The organism is Streptomyces sp. NPDC091289, assembly GCF_044757365.1.
In the GTDB taxonomy this organism is placed as follows: domain Bacteria; phylum Actinomycetota; class Actinomycetes; order Streptomycetales; family Streptomycetaceae; genus Streptomyces.
Map to the genome: position 1 here is coordinate 69,450 of NZ_JBIVUT010000030.1, position 20,840 is coordinate 90,289.

At 70.9% G+C, this 20,840-nt stretch carries 20 protein-coding genes; 9 read left to right on the forward strand and 11 right to left on the reverse strand.

From position 1 onward, the window contains the following. Positions 1 to 67 precede the first annotated feature (67 nt). On the forward strand, positions 68 to 1,234 hold the full coding sequence (locus ACIQPT_RS32535; protein ID WP_401161188.1) for an alpha/beta hydrolase: 1,167 nt from the start codon (positions 68 to 70) through the stop codon (positions 1,232 to 1,234). Between the two features lie 47 nt (positions 1,235 to 1,281). Here ACIQPT_RS32535 and ACIQPT_RS32540 read toward each other — a convergent pair whose 3' ends face one another. Then, complete coding sequence (locus tag ACIQPT_RS32540) at positions 1,282 to 2,934, reverse strand: hypothetical protein (RefSeq protein ID WP_401161190.1); 1,653 nt, start codon at positions 2,932 to 2,934, stop codon at positions 1,282 to 1,284. A 220-nt stretch (positions 2,935 to 3,154) separates the two neighbouring features. Here ACIQPT_RS32540 and ACIQPT_RS32545 point away from each other — a divergent pair, with 220 nt between their 5' ends. The 3 genes from ACIQPT_RS32545 to ACIQPT_RS32555 all read left to right on the forward strand — a co-directional run bounded on the left by ACIQPT_RS32545 (position 3,155) and on the right by ACIQPT_RS32555 (position 5,803). Then, on the forward strand, positions 3,155 to 4,240 hold the full coding sequence (locus ACIQPT_RS32545; protein WP_401161192.1) for an NAD-dependent epimerase/dehydratase family protein: 1,086 nt from the start codon (positions 3,155 to 3,157) through the stop codon (positions 4,238 to 4,240). Positions 4,241 to 4,307: 67 nt separating this feature from the next. Continuing rightward, on the forward strand, positions 4,308 to 4,802 hold the full coding sequence (locus ACIQPT_RS32550; RefSeq protein ID WP_401161194.1) for an NUDIX domain-containing protein: 495 nt from the start codon (positions 4,308 to 4,310) through the stop codon (positions 4,800 to 4,802). A 5-nt stretch (positions 4,803 to 4,807) separates the two neighbouring features. Beyond that, positions 4,808 to 5,803: a mevalonate kinase gene (locus tag ACIQPT_RS32555; RefSeq protein WP_401161196.1), complete on the forward strand. Its 996-nt coding sequence runs from the start codon at positions 4,808 to 4,810 to the stop codon at positions 5,801 to 5,803. A gap of 49 nt (positions 5,804 to 5,852) precedes the next feature. On the opposite strand, the gene ACIQPT_RS32560 is transcribed toward ACIQPT_RS32555, so the two are convergent. The 4 genes from ACIQPT_RS32560 to ACIQPT_RS32575 form a co-directional block, all read right to left on the reverse strand. Beyond that, complete coding sequence (locus tag ACIQPT_RS32560) at positions 5,853 to 6,950, reverse strand: radical SAM protein (protein WP_401161198.1); 1,098 nt, start codon at positions 6,948 to 6,950, stop codon at positions 5,853 to 5,855. 68 nt (positions 6,951 to 7,018) lie between these two features. Beyond that, positions 7,019 to 7,867 carry a carbohydrate ABC transporter permease gene (locus ACIQPT_RS32565; RefSeq protein ID WP_401161200.1) on the reverse strand — a complete coding sequence of 283 codons (849 nt, stop codon included), beginning with the start codon at positions 7,865 to 7,867 and terminating at the stop codon, positions 7,019 to 7,021. After that, positions 7,864 to 8,778, reverse strand: a complete 915-nt coding sequence (locus ACIQPT_RS32570; protein ID WP_401161202.1) for a carbohydrate ABC transporter permease — start codon at positions 8,776 to 8,778, stop codon at positions 7,864 to 7,866. Before ACIQPT_RS32570 ends, ACIQPT_RS32565 begins: the two co-directional genes overlap by 4 nt. Then, entirely contained in the window at positions 8,768 to 10,066 is a 1,299-nt protein-coding gene (locus ACIQPT_RS32575; protein ID WP_401161204.1) for an extracellular solute-binding protein, read from the reverse strand. The genes ACIQPT_RS32570 and ACIQPT_RS32575 overlap by 11 nt, the downstream gene beginning before the upstream one ends. 315 nt (positions 10,067 to 10,381) lie before the next feature. Here ACIQPT_RS32575 and ACIQPT_RS32580 point away from each other — a divergent pair, with 315 nt between their 5' ends. Together ACIQPT_RS32580 and ACIQPT_RS32585 are read left to right on the forward strand one after the other, a co-directional pair. Next, on the forward strand, positions 10,382 to 11,545 hold the full coding sequence (locus ACIQPT_RS32580) for a serine/threonine protein kinase (RefSeq protein ID WP_401161206.1): 1,164 nt from the start codon (positions 10,382 to 10,384) through the stop codon (positions 11,543 to 11,545). Positions 11,546 to 11,559: 14 nt separating this feature from the next. Then, positions 11,560 to 12,318, forward strand: a complete 759-nt coding sequence (locus ACIQPT_RS32585) for an HAD family hydrolase (protein ID WP_401161267.1) — start codon at positions 11,560 to 11,562, stop codon at positions 12,316 to 12,318. On the opposite strand, the gene ACIQPT_RS32590 is transcribed toward ACIQPT_RS32585, so the two are convergent. Next, on the reverse strand, positions 12,257 to 13,735 hold the full coding sequence (locus tag ACIQPT_RS32590) for a N,N-dimethylformamidase beta subunit family domain-containing protein (protein ID WP_401161208.1): 1,479 nt from the start codon (positions 13,733 to 13,735) through the stop codon (positions 12,257 to 12,259). The genes ACIQPT_RS32585 and ACIQPT_RS32590 overlap by 62 nt on opposite strands. A gap of 169 nt (positions 13,736 to 13,904) precedes the next feature. Here ACIQPT_RS32590 and ACIQPT_RS32595 point away from each other — a divergent pair, with 169 nt between their 5' ends. Both ACIQPT_RS32595 and ACIQPT_RS32600 read left to right on the forward strand, forming a co-directional pair. After that, positions 13,905 to 14,789: a class I SAM-dependent methyltransferase gene (locus ACIQPT_RS32595; protein ID WP_401161210.1), complete on the forward strand. Its 885-nt coding sequence runs from the start codon at positions 13,905 to 13,907 to the stop codon at positions 14,787 to 14,789. A 12-nt stretch (positions 14,790 to 14,801) separates the two neighbouring features. Next, positions 14,802 to 15,545, forward strand: a complete 744-nt coding sequence (locus tag ACIQPT_RS32600; protein ID WP_401161212.1) for a GNAT family N-acetyltransferase — start codon at positions 14,802 to 14,804, stop codon at positions 15,543 to 15,545. Here the strand turns inward: ACIQPT_RS32600 and ACIQPT_RS32605 are convergent. From ACIQPT_RS32605 to ACIQPT_RS32625, 5 genes are all read right to left on the reverse strand, one after another. Then, a complete protein-coding gene (locus tag ACIQPT_RS32605; RefSeq protein WP_401161214.1) occupies positions 15,529 to 16,647 on the reverse strand; it encodes a hypothetical protein in 1,119 nt (372 codons plus the stop codon). The genes ACIQPT_RS32600 and ACIQPT_RS32605 overlap by 17 nt on opposite strands. Before the next feature lie 85 nt (positions 16,648 to 16,732). After that, positions 16,733 to 17,035, reverse strand: coding sequence for a hypothetical protein (locus ACIQPT_RS32610; RefSeq protein WP_401161216.1), 303 nt, complete (start codon positions 17,033 to 17,035; stop codon positions 16,733 to 16,735). A 136-nt stretch (positions 17,036 to 17,171) separates the two neighbouring features. Then, on the reverse strand, positions 17,172 to 18,350 hold the full coding sequence (locus tag ACIQPT_RS32615; RefSeq protein WP_401161218.1) for an acyl-CoA dehydrogenase family protein: 1,179 nt from the start codon (positions 18,348 to 18,350) through the stop codon (positions 17,172 to 17,174). Between the two features lie 110 nt (positions 18,351 to 18,460). Beyond that, a complete protein-coding gene (locus ACIQPT_RS32620) occupies positions 18,461 to 19,615 on the reverse strand; it encodes a methyltransferase (protein ID WP_401161220.1) in 1,155 nt (384 codons plus the stop codon). Between the two features lie 127 nt (positions 19,616 to 19,742). Beyond that, positions 19,743 to 19,955 (reverse strand): hypothetical protein, encoded by a 213-nt coding sequence (locus ACIQPT_RS32625; protein ID WP_401161222.1) that lies wholly within the window; start codon positions 19,953 to 19,955, stop codon positions 19,743 to 19,745. A 165-nt stretch (positions 19,956 to 20,120) separates the two neighbouring features. Between ACIQPT_RS32625 and ACIQPT_RS32630 the strand changes: the two genes are divergently transcribed. Continuing rightward, positions 20,121 to 20,672: a GH25 family lysozyme gene (locus tag ACIQPT_RS32630; RefSeq protein WP_401161223.1), complete on the forward strand. Its 552-nt coding sequence runs from the start codon at positions 20,121 to 20,123 to the stop codon at positions 20,670 to 20,672. The last annotated feature ends 168 nt before the right edge of the window (positions 20,673 to 20,840 follow it).

Here is a 20,840-nt window from a genome sequence, read left to right on the forward strand (position 1 = left end):
GCTGCGGCGCGGACGCACGGGGAGACTCGGGGATCTGCTCGGAGTCGACGGGGGAACGTTCATGGGCATGCCGATGGGATACGTGGCGACGACGGCGATCTTCGCCTGGTGCACCTTCTTCGCCGTGGTCGCGCCGCGCCGGCCCCGGCCGCTGGCGAGTATGAGCTTCTGGTTCGGCCTGGGCCTCAACGAGGTGCCGTTCGTGGGGCTCTACGTCCTGGTGGGCTCCACGGTGCTGGCCGCCGCCCAGGGCGATCTGCGGTCACCGGGCGCCAAGGCGACGGCCGCCGTCGCCGCTGTCACGGCCGCCGGGCTGGTGGTCTCCGCCTGGCGGGGCGTGCGGACGGACCAGGCCGTCGGGCGGGCGCTCCGGCAAGGCCTGGGGGCCGACTGGCGGGACCATGTGAACGTATCGCTGCGCCGCCACCGGCCCTGGGCCCGCATCCTGCTGCTACCGGCCCTCATGTGGCGGCATGACGTGGAGCGGATCCCCAACATCCGCTACGGGCCCGCCGGGCGGCGGAATCTCCTGGACGTCTACCGCCACCGCGACGCGCCCCGGGGCGGGCCGGTCCTGATCTACTTCCACGGCGGCCACTTCACCGGCGGGGCGAAGAACCGCGAGGCACGGCCCCTGCTGTACCGGCTCGCGAGCCAGGGATGGGTGTGCGTCAGCGCCAACTACCGGCTGCGGCCCGAGACCACTTTCCCCGGCCACCAGATCGACGCCAAGAAGGTCATCGCCTGGGCCCGCGAGCACGCCGCCGCCCACGGCGCCGATCCGTCGAAGCTGTTCGTGGCGGGCAGTTCCGCCGGATCCAACCTGGCGGGCCTGTGCGCGTTCACGCAGAACGCCCCGGAGTTCCAGCCCGGATTCGAGTCCGCCGACACCTCGGTCACCGGCGCGATCTGCCTGTACGGCTACTACGGCCACTATTTCGGTGACTCGCCCGACGACGCGCCGTCCCCGAACCAGCCGCAGGGGTACCTCCGCCCCGGTGCGCCGCCGATGTTCGTCGTCCACGGCACCAAGGACGCGCTGGCGACCGTCGAGGCCGCCCGCAACTTCGCCGGCCGGCTGCGCCAGGTCTCGGACGACATCGTGGTCTACGCCGAACTTCCCGGTGCGCAGCACGCGTTCGACCTCTTCCACTCCCCTCGCTCCGAGGCGGTCGTGGACGGCGTCGAAGCCTTCGCCGCCCGGGTGCTGGCCGCACCACGGACGAGAAGGTGACATCAGGAATCAGGGGACCCTCAACTGCACGCGGCTGCTGAAAACCCTCACAGGTCGTCGGCCACATCGAGCAGGACGCCCTCGTAGGCGAGCCACTGGGCGAACGCGTGCAGCCCGTGGCCCATGCCCGTCGCGGGCGTCCAGCCGGGAACCCGAGGGGCGTCGGCCGGGACGCGCCACCGCGATGGGCCGTCCGGCGCCGCCCGTACCGGTACGGGGCGCACGGAGTCGTGAACGGCTTGGGCCAACTCCAGGGCCGTGCAGGGCTTCTCGGGTGAGACCACCAGGTTCCGCCGGGACGGTCGGGTGCGCAGGACGGCCTCGATCGCGTCGGCCAGGTCGTGGACGTAGACGGGGTGGACTGCGGCGTCGGGGTCGCCCTCGACGGTGACGGGGCGGCTGCGCAGCGCGTCCCACACCATGCGGCCGATCGCGGTGCGGGGTGAGCAGCCGGGGCCGTAGACCTCGCCGGCGTCCAACGTGTACGTGGTGGGGGCGTTCCGCGGACGGATGGTCACCTTCGCTTCGGCGGAGTGGAGGCGCGTCAGGTCGATCACGGCGTCGGATCGCACGCCTCGGTCGGCCAGCCTGCGTACGAGATGTTCGCCGAGCGGGGTCGCCGCCCCGCGCCAGACCGGGCCTCCTTGCAGTCGAGCGCGTGGGCGGCGCTCGGAAGCGGCCTCGCGCCCGGCCAGGAGCGCCCGCCGCGCCACCTCGGCCAGCGGTTCACGGCGCTCCGCGATGTGCTCCTCCGTGCTGGTGTTGCTGATGCCGCCCGGACCGATCGTCGCGAGCGCCTCCGCGTACGCCTCCGATGTCGCGGGCGGCTCGGGCAGTCCGGCGCGGGCCGCCTCGAACCCCATGGCGAGGGCCGTGAGCCAGGTGCCCCGGACGTCCGGCCCGACCGGGCCGCGGCTCGGCGGGCGCAGAAGAGCGGCCGGTAGTCCCGCCCCTTGGAGGTACTGCTCCGCGTCCAGGTGCAGCCAGCGTTCGGGTCCCGGGCCCGGGACCCGGACCGCGCAGCGTGCGGCACCGTACTTGAAGAACGGGAGTACCGTCAGGCCGTCGAGGGACTGCCCTTCTTCCCCGGCGCGGTCGCCCGGCAGGAAGCAGACCGAGCGGCGCGGGCCGCGGAAGGCGTTGCCGGAGATCGAGCCGCGGTCCTCGTGCTCCGTGAGGTTGGGTACAGCGACGTAGCGTGGTACTCCCTCGGCCCGCAGATAGCGGTGCATCAGGATGTCGTCGGGCCAGCCGCCGAGTCGTTCCCTGCCGTACGCGACGAACCCTTCGGCGACCGGGCGCGGCAGTACGATGGCCACGCACGGGAAGTACTCGTTGACGGCGCCGACCCAGCGGGCGCCTGCCAGCGTGCCGAACCGCACGGCCGCCCCGTTGCGGGAGTCCCAGAGCGCGAACAGGGCGAGCGCCGCGTCGGGATGCTCCTCGATCGCGGCCCGGACCCGCTCGAAGAAGGATTCGGACAACCTCATGTCGTCCTGTACCACCAGTTGATGCGTGGCCCCCTCCTCGATCGCCGACCATGCGGTGAGCGCGGTGCGCAGGACCGAGGGGGTGCCGGTGGGGTCGGGGTCCATGACGACCCTCAGTAACCCGAAAGGGGCGTTCAGGGCCAGCTCCTCGGCTGCCTCACGGCGCCTGGGATGGGTCATGACCACCGCGCTGAGTCGTTGACGTGCCATATGTCCTCCCTCGGTCCGGATCCGCCGGTCCCCGTCGGGCATCCGTCCGGAGCCCCTGCCCGGCGGCCGGATCCGGACAGTACGGAGGGTGTCGGCAGCCCGCAAGAGTGCCGAAATGGCCCTCTGGCAGACGGGTGACGTGCCCGTGGATGCTTGCCTGGCGCGCCACGGTCCCCGACCGGTCGGCAGGCCACTCCCTCGATGCCCGAAAGGGGCTTTCATGCCCGCGTCACCCCGCTCGACCGCAACCACCGCCGATGCCACGGAGGAGACCGTCCGGTCCCGGCTCGACAAGCTCCGCGATGCCCGCGTCGTCGTGACCGGTGGAGGTGGCCTCGTCGGCAGCAGGCTGACCGCACTGCTGCACGGAGCGGGCGCGTCCGTCACGGTCCTGGACCGAATGGACGCCTACCCCGAGGCCGGGCACGAGACCTTCGGGGTGGCACGCGGTGGTGCCCGGCTCGTCGTCGGCGACGTGCGCGACGCCGATACCGTGGGCCGGCTGTTACGTGAGGCCGACTTCGTGGTCCACGCGGCCGCCTACGCGGATGTGGCGGCCTGCACCCGACGCCCCGACATCGCCTTCCGGGCCAATGTGGAGGGGACGCAGGTCGTCCTGGAACAGGTGGCACGGCACCCGGTCCGCCGACTGGTGATGGTCTCCTCGGCTTCCGTGTACGGGGATGGCGTGCCCTCCGCCGGCGGGCCGCAGGTGTTTCACGAGGACCAGCCGCTCCACCCGGTGTCCGTGTACGCGAACTCGAAGCTCTGGGCCGAGCACCAGACCCGGCTGATGCTCGGTGCCTCCAGCGGCTCCGAATACGCGGTGGTGCGCTACTTCTCCGTGTACGGCGAGCCCCAGATCCCGAAGCCGGGCAGCCACTCCTGGATGGTGCCCTGGCTCTCCCTCCAGGCGCGCCTGGGCCGTCCGATGAGGCTCAACGGAGGGGGGGACCAGGTCCGCGACCTGGTCCACGTCGACGACGTCGCCGAGGCCACCGCGCTGGCCCTGATCGAGGAACGGATGGCCGAACAGACCGTCAACGTGGGTACCGGCCGGCCCACATCGGTCCGCGAGGTCGCCGACCTGATCGCCCCGTACTTCCCCGGCGCACGGCAGATCACCACCCCGCGGCCCGATGGAGACCCGCTCGGCGGCTACGCGTCGACCGAACGATCCCGCGAACTGCTGCGCTGGCAGGCGGCCATCGAGGTCCGGGAGGGTGTGGACCGCTACGTGCGATGGCTGCTCGCCACGCCCGAGGCCATGCCGAGCTGGCTGGCCGGCCCGGCCGGTGCGGAGTGACACGCTGCGCACCGACGGGCCCGCGGCGAGCGGGACGCGCGGGACGACGAAGAGGACGCGTACGGGAATGAGTTACATCGGTTCATACATCTGGTCGTTGCGCCAGAAGGTCGGCTCCAGGACGCTGCTGGTGCCTGGCGCCCAGGTGCTGCTCCTCGACGCCGAAGGCCGGGGGCTGTTCCAGCAGCGGGTGGACAACGGGGTCTGGGAGCTTCCGGCCGGCGCGTGCGAGGAGGGCGGCGACTTCGCCGACGCCGCCGTGCGAGAGGTCGCGGAGGAGACGGGTCTGCGGGTGGAGAGGGAGGACCTGGTGGCGTTCGGGTCGCTCTCCGATCCACGCGTGCACACCCTGACCTACCCGAACGGCGATGTGACCCACTGCTTCGCCCTCTGCTTCGTCACCCGACGCTGGTCGGGAGCGCTCGCACCCGGGGCCGACGAGGTGCGGCAGGCCCGGTTCCAGCCGCTCGACGCCCCGCTCCAGCCACTGCACCCGCCGACAGCGGTGGTGCTCTCCATGTACGAGAGGTTCCGCACAGAGGGGAGGTTCCAGGCCCGGTGAATGCCATGCACGCGATACGAGCGACGGTGCCGTGCCGGGCCTGCCTGTCCGGCGAGGACCTGGACTGGCTCGGCGGAGGCCGCTCGGTCTGCGTCGCGCTCGGCCTGATGACGACGGTGGAGGCGGGGCCCGGTCCCGCGCCGGACGACGGGGCGACGGACGGCTGGCCGCGGGAGGTGTGGGCGTTCCTGCGCGAGCGGCTGCCCGGGCTCCCTCCGAAGCCGCCGGCCGTCACCGTACGCAGCGAGGCTCCGGCGGCGAGCGGCCTGTCGTCCTCCACGGCCCAGATAGTGGCGCTGTTCCGGGCGTTCACCGACCGGTCGTTCACCGGTCGGCACATCGGTGACCGCACGATCGCCCAGTGGGCGTACGAGTTCGAGTTCGCCGTGTTCCACGGCGGCGGCATGGACCATCTCGCCGTCGTCGAGGGCGGCGCCCTCCTCCTCGACGGCCGCGAGCGCGGGCTGCCGGCCGTGCGCGAGCGGCTGGAGTTCCCGGCCGAGTGGCGGGTTGTCGTCGTGGACTCCGGCACCCGCAAGGACACCCGGCACCATATTCGGGACGTACGGGCGCAGCTCGCGGCCGGCGATCCCGCGCTCGCCGTCTACCGGAAGGTGGCCGACGAGGCGTCGCAGCGCGTATGGGGCGCGCTGCGAGGCCGGGACCTGGAGGCGCTCGGGGCCGCGATGGTCCGCGCCCACGAGGCCATGCGGGACCACCAGGGGATGTCGACGCCACTGTTGGAGGAGGTGCGCACGGTCTCGCAGCGCGCCGCCGGCCTGCCGCTGAAGCTCAGCGGCGCCGGTGGCGGCGGTGCGCTGGTGGGCGTGTGCACGGCCGGCGCGGTACGGGAGACGGTGGCGCGGCTCGCCCGGGCGCTGCGTGTCTCCCACCCGCAGGCCCGGGTTGTGCCCGCGCCGGCGGCCCCGAGCACGGTCGTGGAACCGGTCCCGGCCGAGCTAGGCCCGGGAGTGTCCGGCGGATCGGGGCCGCACGCCTAGAGGGTGTTGTCACACTGCCGCCTGCCGGGCGGCAGTGTGACAACACGCCCTAGAGGAACGGGTCGTAGTCCTCCGCGAGCGGGAGCTCGCCGGCTCCCCGGTCGATGCGTTCCAGTTCCAGGTTGGAGCGATGGCGCGCGCAGTGGAACCGGCAGTCCCGGCTCGGGTCGATCATCCCCCGGTCCGAGTCCCGCCAGATGTCGGCGAGGTTGTCGGTCACGGCGTCGCCGATCCTGGCGAGCGGATTGCCCCGGTGGTAGGCGCAGACGTACACCCCGGAGGGGGTGACGAGGGTGCGGAGTTCGGAGACCCGGCAGCGGTCGTACTCCTTGGGCTGGACAGGTCCCACGTGGCCGCGCAGGGCGGTGAGGGTGGAGGAGTTGACGAGCTGGAAGGTCTCGCTCTCCAGGTGGGCGGCCTCGGCCAGCTGCCGGTCGACGGATTCCACCACCGCATCGGGGACCTGAACGATGTGGTGGTCGTCGTCGAACATGGCCTTGGTCTCGAAGTAGTCGCAGCCGATGTCGTGGGCGAGTTCGGCGGCGCGCAGCACCTCGTGGTGGTTGGTGACGGTCCGCCCGTCGGCTTCCTGTCGAGACATCACCAGGAAGGAGTAGCCCAGCGACCCGGTCTTCTCGGAGGCGAGCAGCCGCATGTTCTCGACCACCTTGTCGAAGACACTGCGGCCCTTGCGGTCGGGCCGGAACAGACCGTAGGTCTCGGCGGTGCCGGCGTCCATGGAGACGCGGACCCAGGAGGCGTACCGGGCCAGCTCGGTGAGGTTCTGCCGGATCATGGTGCCGTTGGTGACGACTCCGATGGACAGGCCCGCTTCGCCGAGTATGCGCAGGACGCGACGTGTGCCGCGATGGGCCAGGGGCTCCCCGCCGCCGATGAGGACCACGCCCCGTACGGACATGGTGACGAGTTCCTCGGCGAGCGCGGCGAGCCGTTCGGGGGTGAACCGGCCCTGGTTGAGGAGCTTTCCGCTGATGCACTCCGGGCAGGCCAGGTCGCAGAACGTGGTCGGGTCGAGGTCCACGACGAGCGGGGCGCCGGAAGGTTTGCCGGAGGCGGCCTCAAGGACCCGGGGCCAGTCCGTGGGCTGGTACAGCTTGGATACGAGGTCGAGGCGGTCGTGCGTCACAGGGTTCTCCTCTGTGGGTGAACAGGGTTGTGCCGCCAGGTCGTTCCGGTCCGGGGCAGACATGTTCTTCAGCCCTTGACCGCTCCGGCGGCGAGTCCTGCGGCGATCTTGCGATGGACGGCCAGAAAGAACACGACGACGGGCAGGGCGGTGAGCGTGGCACCCGCCATCAGCCCGCCGTAGTCGGTGCCGAAGCTGGTCTGGAAGGAGACCAGCCAGATGCTGAGGGTCTGCTTCTCCGGGGTGGAGAGCAGCACGTAGACGAGGACGTACTCGTTCCACGCCTGGACCATCGCGAAGACGGAGGTGGCGACGAGCCCGGGGGCGAGCAGCGGCAGGACGACGCGGACGAACGCGTTGATCCGGCCGCAGCCGTCGACCATCGCGGCCTCTTCGAGCTCCACCGGGATCGTGGCGATGAAGCCGTGCAGCATCCACACGGTGAACGGCAGGGTGAAGACGAGGTAGACGAGGATCACGCCGCCGAGGCTGTCGGTGAGCCCGGCCTCGTTGAGAAGCAGGTAGACGGGGATCACCAGGGCGGCGAGAGGGATCATCTGCACGGTGAGGATCACGACGACGAACGCCTTGCGGCCGGCGAAGCGGAAGCGGGCGAGGGCGAACGCGGCGAGGGTGCCCACCACCAGGGAGACGATGACGGTGCCGAGGCCGATGACGGCGCTGGAGCGGACGTTGGCCCAGAAGGTCTCGGTACTCATCGCACGGGTGAAGTTGGCGAAGGTGGGGTTGCTCGGCCAGAACTCCGGCGGAAGGCTGAGGATCTCGCTCGCCGGCCGGAACGCGGTGAGGAGCATCCAGTAGACGGGGAAGCCGACGACAGCGGCCACGAGGAGCGTGAGGAGATCGTAGCGGCGCCGGTGCCGGGGGTTCTTCCTGTGCCTGCGTCCCTGGCTCATTCGGTCTCTCCCAGTTTCAGCATCTGCCGCAGGTAGACCACGGCACCCGCGAGCATCAGGACGACGGTGACCAGGGCGATGGCGGCACCGGTGCTGTAGCGGTTGACCGCGAACGACTCGATGAAGGCGTGCACGCCGAGCAGGTAGTACTCGCGCTCGGGCTGGCCGCCGCGCATCAGCCAGATCTGGTTGAAGACGCCGAAGTCCCAGATCGCCATGAGGGTGGTGACCATCACGAACAGCGGTTTGACCACGGGGAAGGTGACGTGGCGGAAGACCTGGGACGGGCTCGCCCCGTCGATGACGGCGGACTCCTCCAGCTCCGGGGGAACCTGGGCGAGCGCCGCGTGCAGACTGATCGCGGCGAACGGCAGCGCGCCCCAGACCACCACCCCGGTGATCACCGCGAACCCCTGCCACGGGTCGGTGAACCAGTTGTGCCGGGCGAGGTCGATCCCGGGCAGGGACGAGAGAAGCCAGTTCACGACGCCGTAGTCGGCGTCGAAGAGCCAGCGGAACACGGCCGCCGCGACCATCACCGGCATGGCCCACACGGCGACGAGCACCCCGGCGAGGACTGCCCGGGCCCACGGCGCGGCCCGCCGCATCAGCAGGGCGACGAGGAGGGCGCACACCATCGTGAGGGTCACGCAGACGACGGTGAACAGGGCCGTGCGGCCCGTCACGATCCAGAAGAATCTGTCGCCGAGGATCGTGCGGAACTGATCGAGGCCGGCCCAGGGCGGGGCCTCGCCGCTGAACAGCTCCTTACGCGTCATGTCCTGGAAGGCCAGGGTGACCATGTCGACCAGCGGGTAGCCGAGAACGACGAGGAGCGCGATCAGGGCGGGGGCGATCAGAAGGTAGGGCAGGACGGGGCGCCGTGAGCGCCGGACCCGATCAGCGCTCATTGATCACGGCGTCGATCCTGCTGTCGGCCTCACGGGCGGCGTCCTGGACGGACGACTTTCCGGTGGCGATGCGTTCCAGCATCTCGGGCAGGATGTTGGACTTCTCCACCGAGGTCCAGCCGGGAGCGAGAGGCGTGACCCAGCCGCGGGCGGCGGCTTGGGCGGCCGGGCCGTTGATGCCTCCCGCGGCGACGTCACCGAGCTGGTCGGTGTTGTTGGGGAGGGTGTTGGCGGCGACGAGCTGCTGCTGCGACTTCCGGTCGGTGAAGAGGCGGATCCAGTCGGCGGCCAGGTCCTGGTTCCGTGACTTGGCGGGTACGGCCAGGGTGGAGCCGCCGAGGAACGGCGGAAGCAGCTCTCCGGACGGGCCGGGGAAGGCGAAGGTCGCGAACTTGCCCTTGAGCCGCGGATCGCCGCCGGAGCGGGCGTCGGCGGCGGCCTCCGCCTCCCAGGTGTTGCCGTAGAAGACGCCGACCTTGCCCTGTCCGACGACCGCCGGCTGATCGCCGTTGTCCTTCGCCCGGTCGCCGACGTAGTAGTCGTCCAGGAGCTTCTTCCAGGCGGTGAGCCCCGCGACGGACTTCGGTGAGGAGAGGTCGCCGTGCCAGTGGCCGTCCTTCTCGACCGCCATCTCACCGCCGGCGTCCTTGACGAAGCCCATGGCGGCGTACCAGTAGCGGCCGGGCATGTAGAGCGCGGAGAAGCCGGAGTCCTTGGCGCCGTACTCCTTTTTGAGCCGGTCGAGGGCGGCGATCAGCTCGGGGTACGTGCGCGGGGCGGCGGTCAGGCCGACGTTCCGGAAGTAGTCGGTGCGGTAGACGCCGACGCGCGCTCCCACGTAGTACGGCACGCAGTACGTCCTGCCGTCGAGCCGGCAGGCGTCGGCGAGCGCCGGCAGCCACTGCTCGGACCGGTCGAAGGTCTTCGGGTCCACTGCGGCGAAGGTGTCGTTGACGATGTAGTTGGTGGTCTCGCTGTTCCCCATCTCCACCACGTCGGGCACATTGCGGCCCGCGAGGACGGCGTCGAGCTTCTGGTTCTTCGTCGTCCACTGCTGGTACTGGACATCGACCTTCACACCGGGGTGCTTCTTCGTGAACCGCGTGTTGGCGGAGGCGACCAGCTCCGGCCAGCTCTCGCGCGCGTCCACCATCAGCCACACCGTCAGCTTGCTGTTGCCCTCCGCCCGTTCACCCGATGTGTCCGGTCCACCCGAGCCGCATCCCACCGCCGTGAGAAGCAGCAGGGCTCCCAGGGCCACGGATCGGCGAGATCGGGTCAGTGCCATGAATTCCTCCGGACGTGGTGCGTCAAGGCGTACCGGGCTTCGGCGACGGTCTTCTCACTACCCCGCGGACCACGCCACTCAGCGGCGACTCGGAGTTTCGGCCGGAAGGCGACGGTGGGCGCCCACCCGAAGAATGCGGTGCGCACCCGCTGCGCTGCGCGGATGCCGTTCGCAGCCGAATCGGCGGCGGACGGACTCAGGCCACGCTGACGCGAACACCACGGTGGGTAGCGAAGGGACTCTTGACGGTGACGGCTCCATACCCGCAGTTTGGGCCCCTGCGGCACTCCACGACCCCGATCGAAGGGCTTGTACGTGACCGAGCAGAGGACGACCACCCCCGCCGAATCCGAACGCCCCGTGCGGGTCAGCTCCTGGAACGGCTGGGACCCGCTGCGCCATGTGATCGTCGGCCGTGCGGAGGGCACGGTGGTGCAGGCCCCCGAGCACGCGGTGCGCCGCGCCTACCCGGACGACGGCTTTCCCCTGGGGACGTACGGGCCCATGCCGGCGGACATGGTCGCCGAGGCCGAGCAGCAACTCGACGACTTCTCCGACATGCTGCGGCGGCGCGGCATCCGGGTGGATCGCCCCACCCCGATCGACTTCTCCCGTGAGGTGTCCACGCCGGAGTGGACGCACGAGTCGATGTTCGGCTGCATGCCACCCCGGGACCTGCTGCTCACGGTCGGCAACGAAGTCCTCGAAGCGACCATGTCGTACCGCAGCCGCTGGTTCGAGTACCTCTGCTACCGGCCGGTGCTCCAGGAGCTCTTCGATCACGACCGGCGGATGCGCTGGGAGGCGGCGCCCAAGCCGCGGCTCACGGACGCCTCGTACAACACCGGGTTCTGGGACACGTACAACGACCTTCCGACGGCGGAGCAACTGGCCCGGGTCCGCGACTACGACCTGGTGCTCACCGAGGCCGAGCCGCTCTTCGACGCCGCCGACGTGGCGCGTTTCGGCAAGGACCTCTTCGTGCAGCTGTCGTTCGTCACCAACAGGAGCGGTTACGACTGGCTGCGCCGCCACTTCCCCGACCACCGGGTGCACGCGGTGACCTCGACCAACACCCACCCGCTGCACATCGACGCGACCTGGGTGCCGCTGCGTCCCGGGCTGGTGCTGCACTGCGGTGAGCGGCTCGCGGACGCCGAGCTGATGGAGTTCTTCAAGCTCAACGACTGGGAGATCGTCGAGGCGGTCCAGCCGGCCAGCTGGGACCATCCGCCGAAGCTGTCGTTCTGCAGCCCCTGGCTCGCCGGGAACATGCTGAACCTCGACGAGAACACGCTGTGCGTCGAGGAGAACGAGGTGCGTCTCGCCGAGCAACTGTCCTCGTACGGCTTCGAGATCGTGCAGGTGCCCTTCCGGGCGGTCGGGCCGTTCGGCGGCGGGCTGCACTGTGCGACCGTCGACATCGAACGGGACGGCGCCCTGCAGGACTACTTCCCCCGCCGGTACGGCCGGTTCTAGAGGCTCCCGTGACGATGCTGCCGGACGGGATCGAAGCGGTCGTCTTCGACTTCTACGGGACGCTCGTACGGATGGTCCGGCCGCTGCCGCCCGACCACCGCGGCATCTTCGTACGCCGCGGCCTCGAAGCCCAGGGGGAACTCTGGGGAGACCAGTGGTCGGTGGGGCTCGCGGAGGGTACGGAGCACTCGGCGCAATCAGTGGACGAGGCCACGTACGTGACGTGGGAGCGGGACCGGTTGAGGCGCCGTGCGCGGGCCTGTGGTGTGCCGGAGTCGGAGCTCGGCGGCCTGGTCACCGAGCTCGACCGGGCGATGAAGGCGGTCAGGCTCGACCTCTACGCGGACGTGCCCGGGGTGCTCGCCGCGCTCCGGGCGCGGGGCCTGCTCGTCGGGGTGTGCTCCAACTGGTTCTGGAACCTGGAGGAGTGCGTCGCGGCGGTCGGGCTCGCCGGGGCCGTGGACGTGGTGGTGGGCTCCGCGCGCACGGGCGCGCGCAAGCCGCATCCGCTGATCTACCGGGCGCTGCTCGACCGGTGCGCGCTGCCGGCGGAGCGGGTGCTGTTCGTCGGGGACATGTGGGCGCCCGACGTGCTCGGTCCGCTGGCGGCGGGAATGCGGGCGGTGCATCTGCGCCGCCCCGACCGGGCGGTCGAGGGTGCCGCGCCGCCCCTGCCGGAGCGGGCGGCGCGGATCTCCGGCCTGCGGGAGCTCATCGCTGCGGATGAGCCCGGCGACCTCGATGGCGCAGTCGGTCGAGGAGGTTTCGGGTGACGCGGACGACGGCCGGATCCTGTTCGTGTCCGCAGACCACGGGCCAGTCCGTGGTGCCCGCGGTGAAGACGGTGCCGCCGGCGGTGTAGATGCCCATGGTGGCGGCGCGCGGGCTGGAGATGCTCTTCTCCCGCACAACGGCGTTCCAGTGTCCCCACTTGAAGTGGTGGAAATCCTCGTGCACCGGTTCGAGGACGTGAATTCCGAGAATGAGAAAGGATTCCGGAGTTCCGTCCTCCCCGGTGGCGCGGGCTGTTCCGTCCGCGTCGTAGGAGAACGCGGCACCGTCGCATTCATATCCGATGAGGGGTGTTCCGGCCCCCAGTCGGTCCGCTTCTCCGCCGCCGGATCCGTCGCGCAGGCCGGCGCCTTCGTAGATCCAGTGGTCGGCATGCTGCACGGTGTATCCGACCCGGGGCCGGTCTCCGGGCCATTCGGTGGCGGCCCACATTCCGCCGTTGCGGAAACTTACGCCGGTGAGCGCGTTCTCCGGAATTCCGACGCCATCGGGCGCCGGCGCCCACCATTGATCGGTTGCGGGAAGGTGGGGGTACTCCTCACCGACGTGATGGTCGGTGTCGGACACGAATGCCGTGTTGTCGTCCGTCGGATGCACCCGCCACCAGCAGGTGTTGGCGCTGAGAAAGGCGATGTTTCCGCCGTCGCGGACGAACCGTTCCGCCTGGTCACGCATCGCGGCGCTCCAGTACTCGTCGTGCCCGACGCTGAGGAGGAGGTCGTACGAGGAGAGAAGTTCGGGGTCCTCGTGCAGATCCAGGTCGGTGCAGTACTCGACGGGATACCCGTGGCGGTCGAGCCAGGCGATGAAGGGGGCGTCCCAGTACGCGAGATCGATGACGCCGCCGGGGCGGTGGAGGCTGACCTTGTGGCCCCGGGGCGCATCGGTGGCGCCGGTGCGGTGGACGGGGTGGTCGTAGAGGCTGACGGCGCGCTCCAGGCCGGGCCGGTCGGAGCGGTTGTAGGCGTGCCGCGTGAAGGTGGACTTCTTGTAGAGGACGCGGGAGTGGCCGCCGGCGACGCGGGGGCGCACGATGAAGAACTCCCGTCCGTGCCCTTCCAGGTGCTCCGTGTCGAGCGGAGGCGGATTCCCGGCGCGCCCCGGTCCGCATTCGACGAATTCGACCAGATGGACTCCCGGCCGCCAGCCCTCCGGTACGGCATGGGAGAGCGGCGGCCAGTTCCAGTCGTCGGAGGGCGAGGCGCGGCCGGTCAGTCCATCGGGGTGGTCGGGCGGGGCGTGCTCGGCACCCGGGTACTCCCCGGTTTCTCCCACGAGTACGAGTTCTCTGCCGAGCCGGTAGAAACGGAGACGGAATCGGGGGGCATCGGTCGAGACATGGACCGTTAATTCATCGCCGACAGTGACGCTTTCACGTCCGAGATAGCCTTCTATCATGGCGCTCATGCTAGGCAGCCGTCCGACGGGCGACAACAGCGCCTCCAACCAGCCATTCATGCTCGGTTTTCGGACGCGGCAGGTGGGTTCGGAATTCCTGTCCCGACTTCCGGGTAGTGCGGCATCCGACATGGACACCGGACCGTCCGCCGATCGGTGAGGGGCTCGCATGAGCGGTGAATTCCGCGGTGAATTCCGCGTACGGGAACTGGTATTGGGGATCGAGGGGCTCGCGCTGCTGCGCCATGCGGTCGACGGGGACGAGGCGTTCCTCAAGGAACGCGTGGCGGAGATACGCCGTTTCGCCCACGCGGACTTCACCGACCTCACGGACTCGGGGGTGGAGAAGCTGCCGGACGGAGGGGCCCTGGTCAGCGAGCTCGACGCGGCGGCGGGCTACGCGTCCTGGTCAGCGGTGTACGACTCGCTGCCCAGCTCCTACATCGAGGTGGAGGAGCCGGCCGTCCACGCGATCCTCGACGGGCTCACGCCGGGAGTGGCACTCGACGCCGCCTGCGGCACCGGCAGGCAGACCCGCGCCCTGACCGCGCGCGGCCACCGGGTCATCGGTGTGGACCAGTCACCGGAGATGCTGGCGAAGGCCCGCGAGCACACTCCGGAGGCCGACTTCCGGGTGGGGCACCTGGAGCGGCTGCCGCTGGGGGACGACTCCGTCGACCTCGCGGTCTGCTCCCTGGCCATGACGCACCTTCCGGACCTCGCGCCCGGCGTGGCGGAGCTGGCGCGGGTGGTCCGGCCGGGCGGGCGGATCGTCGTCACGGACATGCATCCGTTCGTGATCGCCCTCCAGGGGCAGTGCCTCTTCGTCCGTGACTCCGACGAGCTCGCGTTCGTACGCAACCACGTCCATCTGCCCGGCCGTTACCTGGAGGCGTTCGGACGGGCCGGGCTCCGGGTGCGCGGCTGCCAGGAGCCGCTGTTCAACGGGCGTCTGGCACCCGGAGGTTATGAGGAGTTCATCGCGGACGCGGCCCGCGCCGCCTGGAACGGTCTGCCGATCGTCGTCGTCTGGGACGTCGAGGTCCCCGCCTAGAGAGAAGACCCGATGGCCCTGGCACTGGTACGTCACTCGGAGCGGCCCGAGCTGTGGGACCGCATCCCCGAGCGGTTCGCGGGTGTGGTGCCCGAGTACAACCTGCACGGAGACATCAACGGCGACTACTGGAACCGGCTGTTCGAGGACTTCCCGGAGTTCCAGTTCGTCCTGTACGACGACGAACGCGACGTGATCGCGGGCGCCGGGCGTTCGCTGCCCCGCACCTGGGACGGCACCACGGCGGACCTGGGACCGGGCCTCGACGACTCGATCGCGCGGGCCTTCGCGGACCGCGACGCGGGGCGCGCCCCGGGCGCGCTCTGCGCGCTCGGCATCGAGGTCGCCGAGGACCACCGGGGCCGTGGCCTGTCCAAGGTGCTGCTCGACGCGATGGCGGAGACGGCACGGAACGCCGGGCTCCCGACGGTCCTGGTGCCGGTACGGCCCACCTGGAAGGACCGCTATCCACTGGTCCCGATCGAGCGGTACGCGGCGTGGACCCGGGACGACGGCACCCCGTTCGACCCATGGATCCGGACCCAGGTGAGCGCGGGCGGTACGGTCGCGGCGGCGTCCGAGCGGTCCTCCCGGATCACGAGCACGGTCGCCGAGTGGGAGCGCTGGACGGGGCTCGCCTTCCCGGAGGACGGCGCGTACGTCTTCCCCGGCGGACTCGCCCCTCTCCACGTGGACCGAGCGCGGGACGTGGCCGCCTACTGGGAGCCGGGGGTGTGGCTCACGCACCAGGCCTGACCAGGAGATTCCCCGCGTGGATCGCGGTCCACGCGAACGCGGCCATGGTGCGGACCTCGTCCGGCCCCGCCTCCGGGCGGCGTTCCGGCGGGAGTCCGGCGAGCCCGGCGGTGGCGACGGCGGAACACCGCAGTCGGTCGAGTACGTCGACGGGTATCTCCCCCGGTGCCGGGCCGAGGCGCCGGGAGGCGAGGGCGGCCTGCCGGCCGAGCAGCAGGCAGTGGGTCCACAGCTCCTCCGCGAACGCGTCGCCGAAGGCCCGGGCCACCTCCGCCGCGAGCTCCGGCGGCAGGTGCGCCTCCCGCGCGGCGAGCACATCCCCCTCCGTGAGCCCGGTCGAGGGCAGGGCCTCACGCCAGCGGTGGTGGCCGCGGCCGGCGTCGGGGCCGTGCTCCTGCCCCACGAGCCGGACGTAGCCCTCTCCGTACCGCATGTACGGGATCCAGCCCGGCTCCTCCAGGACGCGCCCCCGGCTCAGCAGCGGGGCCGCGTCGGCGGCGGAGGTGGGGCAGACGGCACGCCGAATGCCCTGAGCGGCGTGACCGTTGATACTGCTGGTGCCGATGTGCTCGACGATGTTCGGTACGGCGAGCAGGCTCATGCGGCCGCGTCCGCGGAAGAAGACGGAGAGCAGCTCGTCGTCATGGCGTTCGGCACTCTCACGGGCATCCGCCCGGAAGGCGGCGGCCGTCCCGGCCGGAAGGCAGACACCCAAGGACGGCGTGAACTCGTCCGGCACCGCCCGGACCCAGGCGGCGCCTGCGAGTGCGGCCAGTCGAGCGGCCGCGCCGTTGCGTGCGTGCCAGTTGGTGTAGAACACGAGTGCCTCGTCGGGGAACCGGGCGGCGGCCCGGGCGACGATCTCCAGGAGCTCGACAGGAGCGTCGACGTCGTCCTGGACAACAAGGTGGTGGCTGGCCTCGGGGGCCGCGGCCGACCACGCGACCTGCGCGGTGCGCAGAGCGGAAGGCGGGCCCTCCGGGTCCGGGTCGATCGCCAGGCCGTCGAGCCGAAGGCGGGCCGCGAGCCGCTGGGCCTGGGCGAGACGTACGGGATGCGTCATGACGGACGAACTCACAAGAATATCGCTGACGTCGGGCACGTTGCGCTCCTCAGCAGAGGTGGTCGCCGGCCATCGTCGCAAAGCATGGGCCAACGGGGCAGGACGCACCGCGAGTTTGGCCGGATCAGCGGCGGTGGCGGGTGCCCCGGTGGGAACGAGCGAGAGGCTCGCCGTCGGTGGAGTACCGTACGGCGCGATGGTCGCGGGGGCCGGGAGCATCTTCGCCGCCCGTGTTCGCTCCGGTGTCCGGGGCCCGGCGACTGCGAAGGAGCAGCGTGGCGGCCGCGAGCCAGCACAGACCGAGGACGACATCGGCATACACGGCGACGGCGAGCGGCAGGGTGGCGGCGCCATGTACGGCGATCACCGCGAGGGCCGAGAGCCCGGCCCCGATCGCGAGCAGCAGGTACCGCAACGTTCGCCGCACTGTGAGCACCTCTCGTCCGTTGTTCCGTTTCCGAGAAGTGAACGGCAGACCACCGCGTTCTGTGACGGGCCGTTCCGGTCAGATTGGCTGGGCAGCGATCGAGGCCTCCATCAGACCCGGAACTCGTCACAGACGTTCACCGCCGCACGCGCGGCATCCCCAGCCCGATCCACGCGATGATCTCCCGCTGGATCTCGTTGTTGCCGCCGCCGAAGGTGAAGATCACGGCCGAGCGGTAGCCGCGTTCCAGTTCGCCGTGGAGCACCGCGCCGGCCGAGCCCTCCTTCAGCGCGCCCGCGGAGCCGACGATCTCCATCAGCCAGGCGTAGGCGTCCCTGCGGGCCTCGGAGCCGTAGACCTTGACCGCCGAGGCGTCCTGGGGGGTGAGCGTGCCGTCGTGGAGGGCTGCGACCATCTGCCAGTTGAGCAGTTTCATCGCGTCGAGGCGGGTGTGGGTGCGGGCGAGCAGGGCGCGGACCCAGCCGAGGTCGATGACCCGGCGGCCGTCGGCGAGCTTGGTGTCGGCGGCCCAGCGCTGGACGTTGTGCAGGGCGCGGACCGCCATCGTGCCGTGGGCGGCGAGCGTGACGCGTTCGTGGTTGAGCTGGTTGGTGATGAGCCGCCAGCCCTTGTTCTCCTCGCCCACGCGGCGGGAGACCGGGACGCGGATGTTCTCGTAGTAGCTGGTGGTCGTGTCGTGCGAGGCGAGGGTGTTGATCAGGGTGCAGGAGTAGCCCGGGTCGCTCGTGGGGACCAGGAGCATGGTGATGCCCTTGTGCGGCGGGGCGTCGGGGTCGGTGCGCACGGCGAGCCAGACCCAGTCGGCGGTGTCGCCGTTGGTGGTCCAGATCTTCTGGCCGTTGACGAGGTACGTGTCCCCCTCGCGGACCGCGCGGGTCTTGAGGGCGGCGAGGTCGGTGCCCGCGTCCGGTTCGCTGTAGCCGATCGCGAAGTCGATCTCCCCGGCCAGGATTCCGGGGAGGAAGTGGGCCTTCTGCTCGTCGGTGCCGAACTGCATGATCGTGGGCCCGACGGTGTTCAGGGCCATGAGCGGCAGCGGTACGCCGGCCTGGGCGGCCTCGTCGAAGAAGATGAACTGTTCCATCGGGGTCAGTCCCCGGCCGCCGTACTCCTTCGGCCAGCCGACCCCCAGCCAGCCGTCGGCGCCGAGCCTGCGGACCGTATCGCGGTAGAAGCGCTTCTGGGCGGCGGGTTCCGCGTAGCGGGCGTAGGCGTTGTCGGGCACCAGGGTCGCGAAGTAGGTGCGCAGTTCGGTGCGCAGCCGCTGCTGCTCAGGCGTGTATTCGAGGTGCACGGCCCCTCCAGAGTCTCGCTCGGCGTCGTCCGTGTGCGGCGGCGCACACAGTAGAACGTGTTGCAAGAATCCGGAAGGGCCGGAGAGCGTCCGGCAGTTGCGGCCCCGGGTCAGCGCTTGACGGCGCGCAGCACCACGAACTTCGCGTCGCCCGCGACCGTGGTGCAGTTCCCGAAGATCCGGCGCAGGTGGGTGTGGTACGAGAGGTGCCGGTTGCCGACGACCCAGAGTTCGCCGCCCTGGCGCAGCGCGGTCCGTGCGCCGACGAACATCGTGCGGGCCGTGGCGTCGGTGGTCGCCATGTGCGAGTGGAAGGGCGGGTTGTTCAACACCAGGTCCACGCTGCCCGGATCGAGGTCGCCGAGTCCGTCGCCGACCAGGAAGTCGGCCTTCGTGCCGTCCGGCGCACCGGCCCGGAAGGTCTCCTCGGCGGAGGCCACCGCCCCGTAGGACTCGTCGACGAAGGTGACGTGCGCGTCGGGGTTGGCGATGGCGGCGGAGAGCCCGAGGACGCCGTTGCCGCAGCCCAGGTCGACGACCCGGACGGCCCCGCCGCGGGTGGGCAGGTGCTTGAGGAAGAAGCGGGTGCCGATGTCGAGGCGCTCGGCGCAGAAGATCCCCGCGTGGTTCACGGTGGTCAGGCCCGACACGGGGCCGACGTCGGCGGGCAGCTCGTAGCGGTACGGCCACGGGCTCGGCGTACGCGGCAGCGCGGGGTCCGGGGTGCAGAAGACGAGCCGCGCCTTGCGCACCGCGAGGGAGGTGCGGGTCGGGCCGATGATGCGCTCGAAGAGCTTGAGCGTGGAGGTGTGGATCTCCTTGACCATGCCGGTGCCGATGACCACGGTGCCGGCGTGGACGGCGGGGGCGATCCGGTGGAGCTGGTCCTCCAGGAACGCCAGGGACTTGGGCACCCGGACGATCAGGACGTCGATCCGGTCCGGCGGGGTGTCGCGCGAGGACAGCAGCCGGACCGCGTCCTGGTCGATGCCGTTCCGGTCGAGGTTGGCGAGGGTGGCGCGCCGGGCCAGGTAGGAGTCGCTGATCTGGACGGGCCGGTGCTCGGCCAGCGCGGTGGCGAGCGCTCCCCACCGGTCCCCCACGACGGCGACCGTCCCCGAGAGGTCGACCGGGCCCGTCTCGGGGTCCGTCAGCTGCCGGAGCAGGTATTCGTCGGCGGCGTCCCACGCCCGGAAGGGATCGCGCGGGTGCTCGGGGAAACGGGCGAGCTCGAAAGCGCCCTGTGAGGTCGTCAAACGGTTCATATGTCACTCAGGCTAGCCGAGGGAACCGGGGGGCGCCCCACACGCTCCCCGGTCCCCGGCCGCCGTCACCTCGGCGTACGGCTCCGGGCACCGCCCGCCGGGTGTTCGCGCGGGCTCCGCCGGGCCGTCAGGGCAGTTGTTTGTCGAGGGCCGACCGCCCCTCGGCGGCCAGCTTGCGCCGCGCCCATTCCAGGGTCTCCGGCGTCAGGTCCCGCCCGGAGGCCAGCACCAGGTCCTCCGCGCTCGGCCGGTCGCTCGCGCCCGTGTGCAGGAGCCGGTCGGGCGTGATGCCCCCCGGCCCGGGCACGGCCGCGGATACGGATTCGGACTCTTCGCTCATGCCGCCTCCTCGTCCTTGCGGCAATTCTCGCCCCCCACGGACCCGGCCGCATCCGAGGGACCCGCGCACGCCTACCCGGGAGGGTGAATCAGCCCTTGGCGGACCCGGGGAGTGGGCAGGAGACGGAATGCCGTTGCCCCTTCTCCCTTTTCCGAGGCGGTGCCCATGCTCCACGGTGTCGATGTCAGCGCCTATCAGCCCTCCTACGACACGGACGGTCTCGACTTCGTCCTCGTCAAGTCCACCGAAGGCCGCACCTACGTCAATCCGCGCCTGGACGCGCAGGTCAAGCGGGCCCGGGACGCCGAGTGCGTCGTCGGCTTCTACCACTTCCTCTGGCCGGGGGACATCGCGGACCAGGTCGCGTACTTCCTGAGCGAAACCCCGGAGAAGGCGGGCGATCTGCTCGCGGTCGACTGGGAACAGACCGGCGGCGGGACGCGGGCGAGCAACGCGGACAAGGACCGGTTCCTCCGCGCGGTGAAGCGGGAGCGGCCCGACCACCGGGTCCTGCTGTACTGCAACCGCTCCTTCTGGCTCAACCACGACACCACCTCCTACGCGGGCGACGGGCTGTGGATCGCCGACTACGTCGCCGCGGGCAAGCCCCGCATCGAGGCGGACTGGCGGATCCACCAGTACACCGACGATCCGCTCGACCGGAACGTGGCGGACTTCGCCTCGGTCCGCGCCCTGCGCGACTGGGCCGCCGGGTAGCGCCGGACGGCGCCCCGTCGAGGACGTCCTCGACGGGTCCCGGCACACCGATTCTTGACCTGCACATGATAGGTACAGAGTGTTCACTCGTGGAACACGGTGCGTGTGGAAGGCTCCCGGCTGACCACCTACCGCACGGCCGCCGCAGGAGCGCCCCCACCCAGGGTC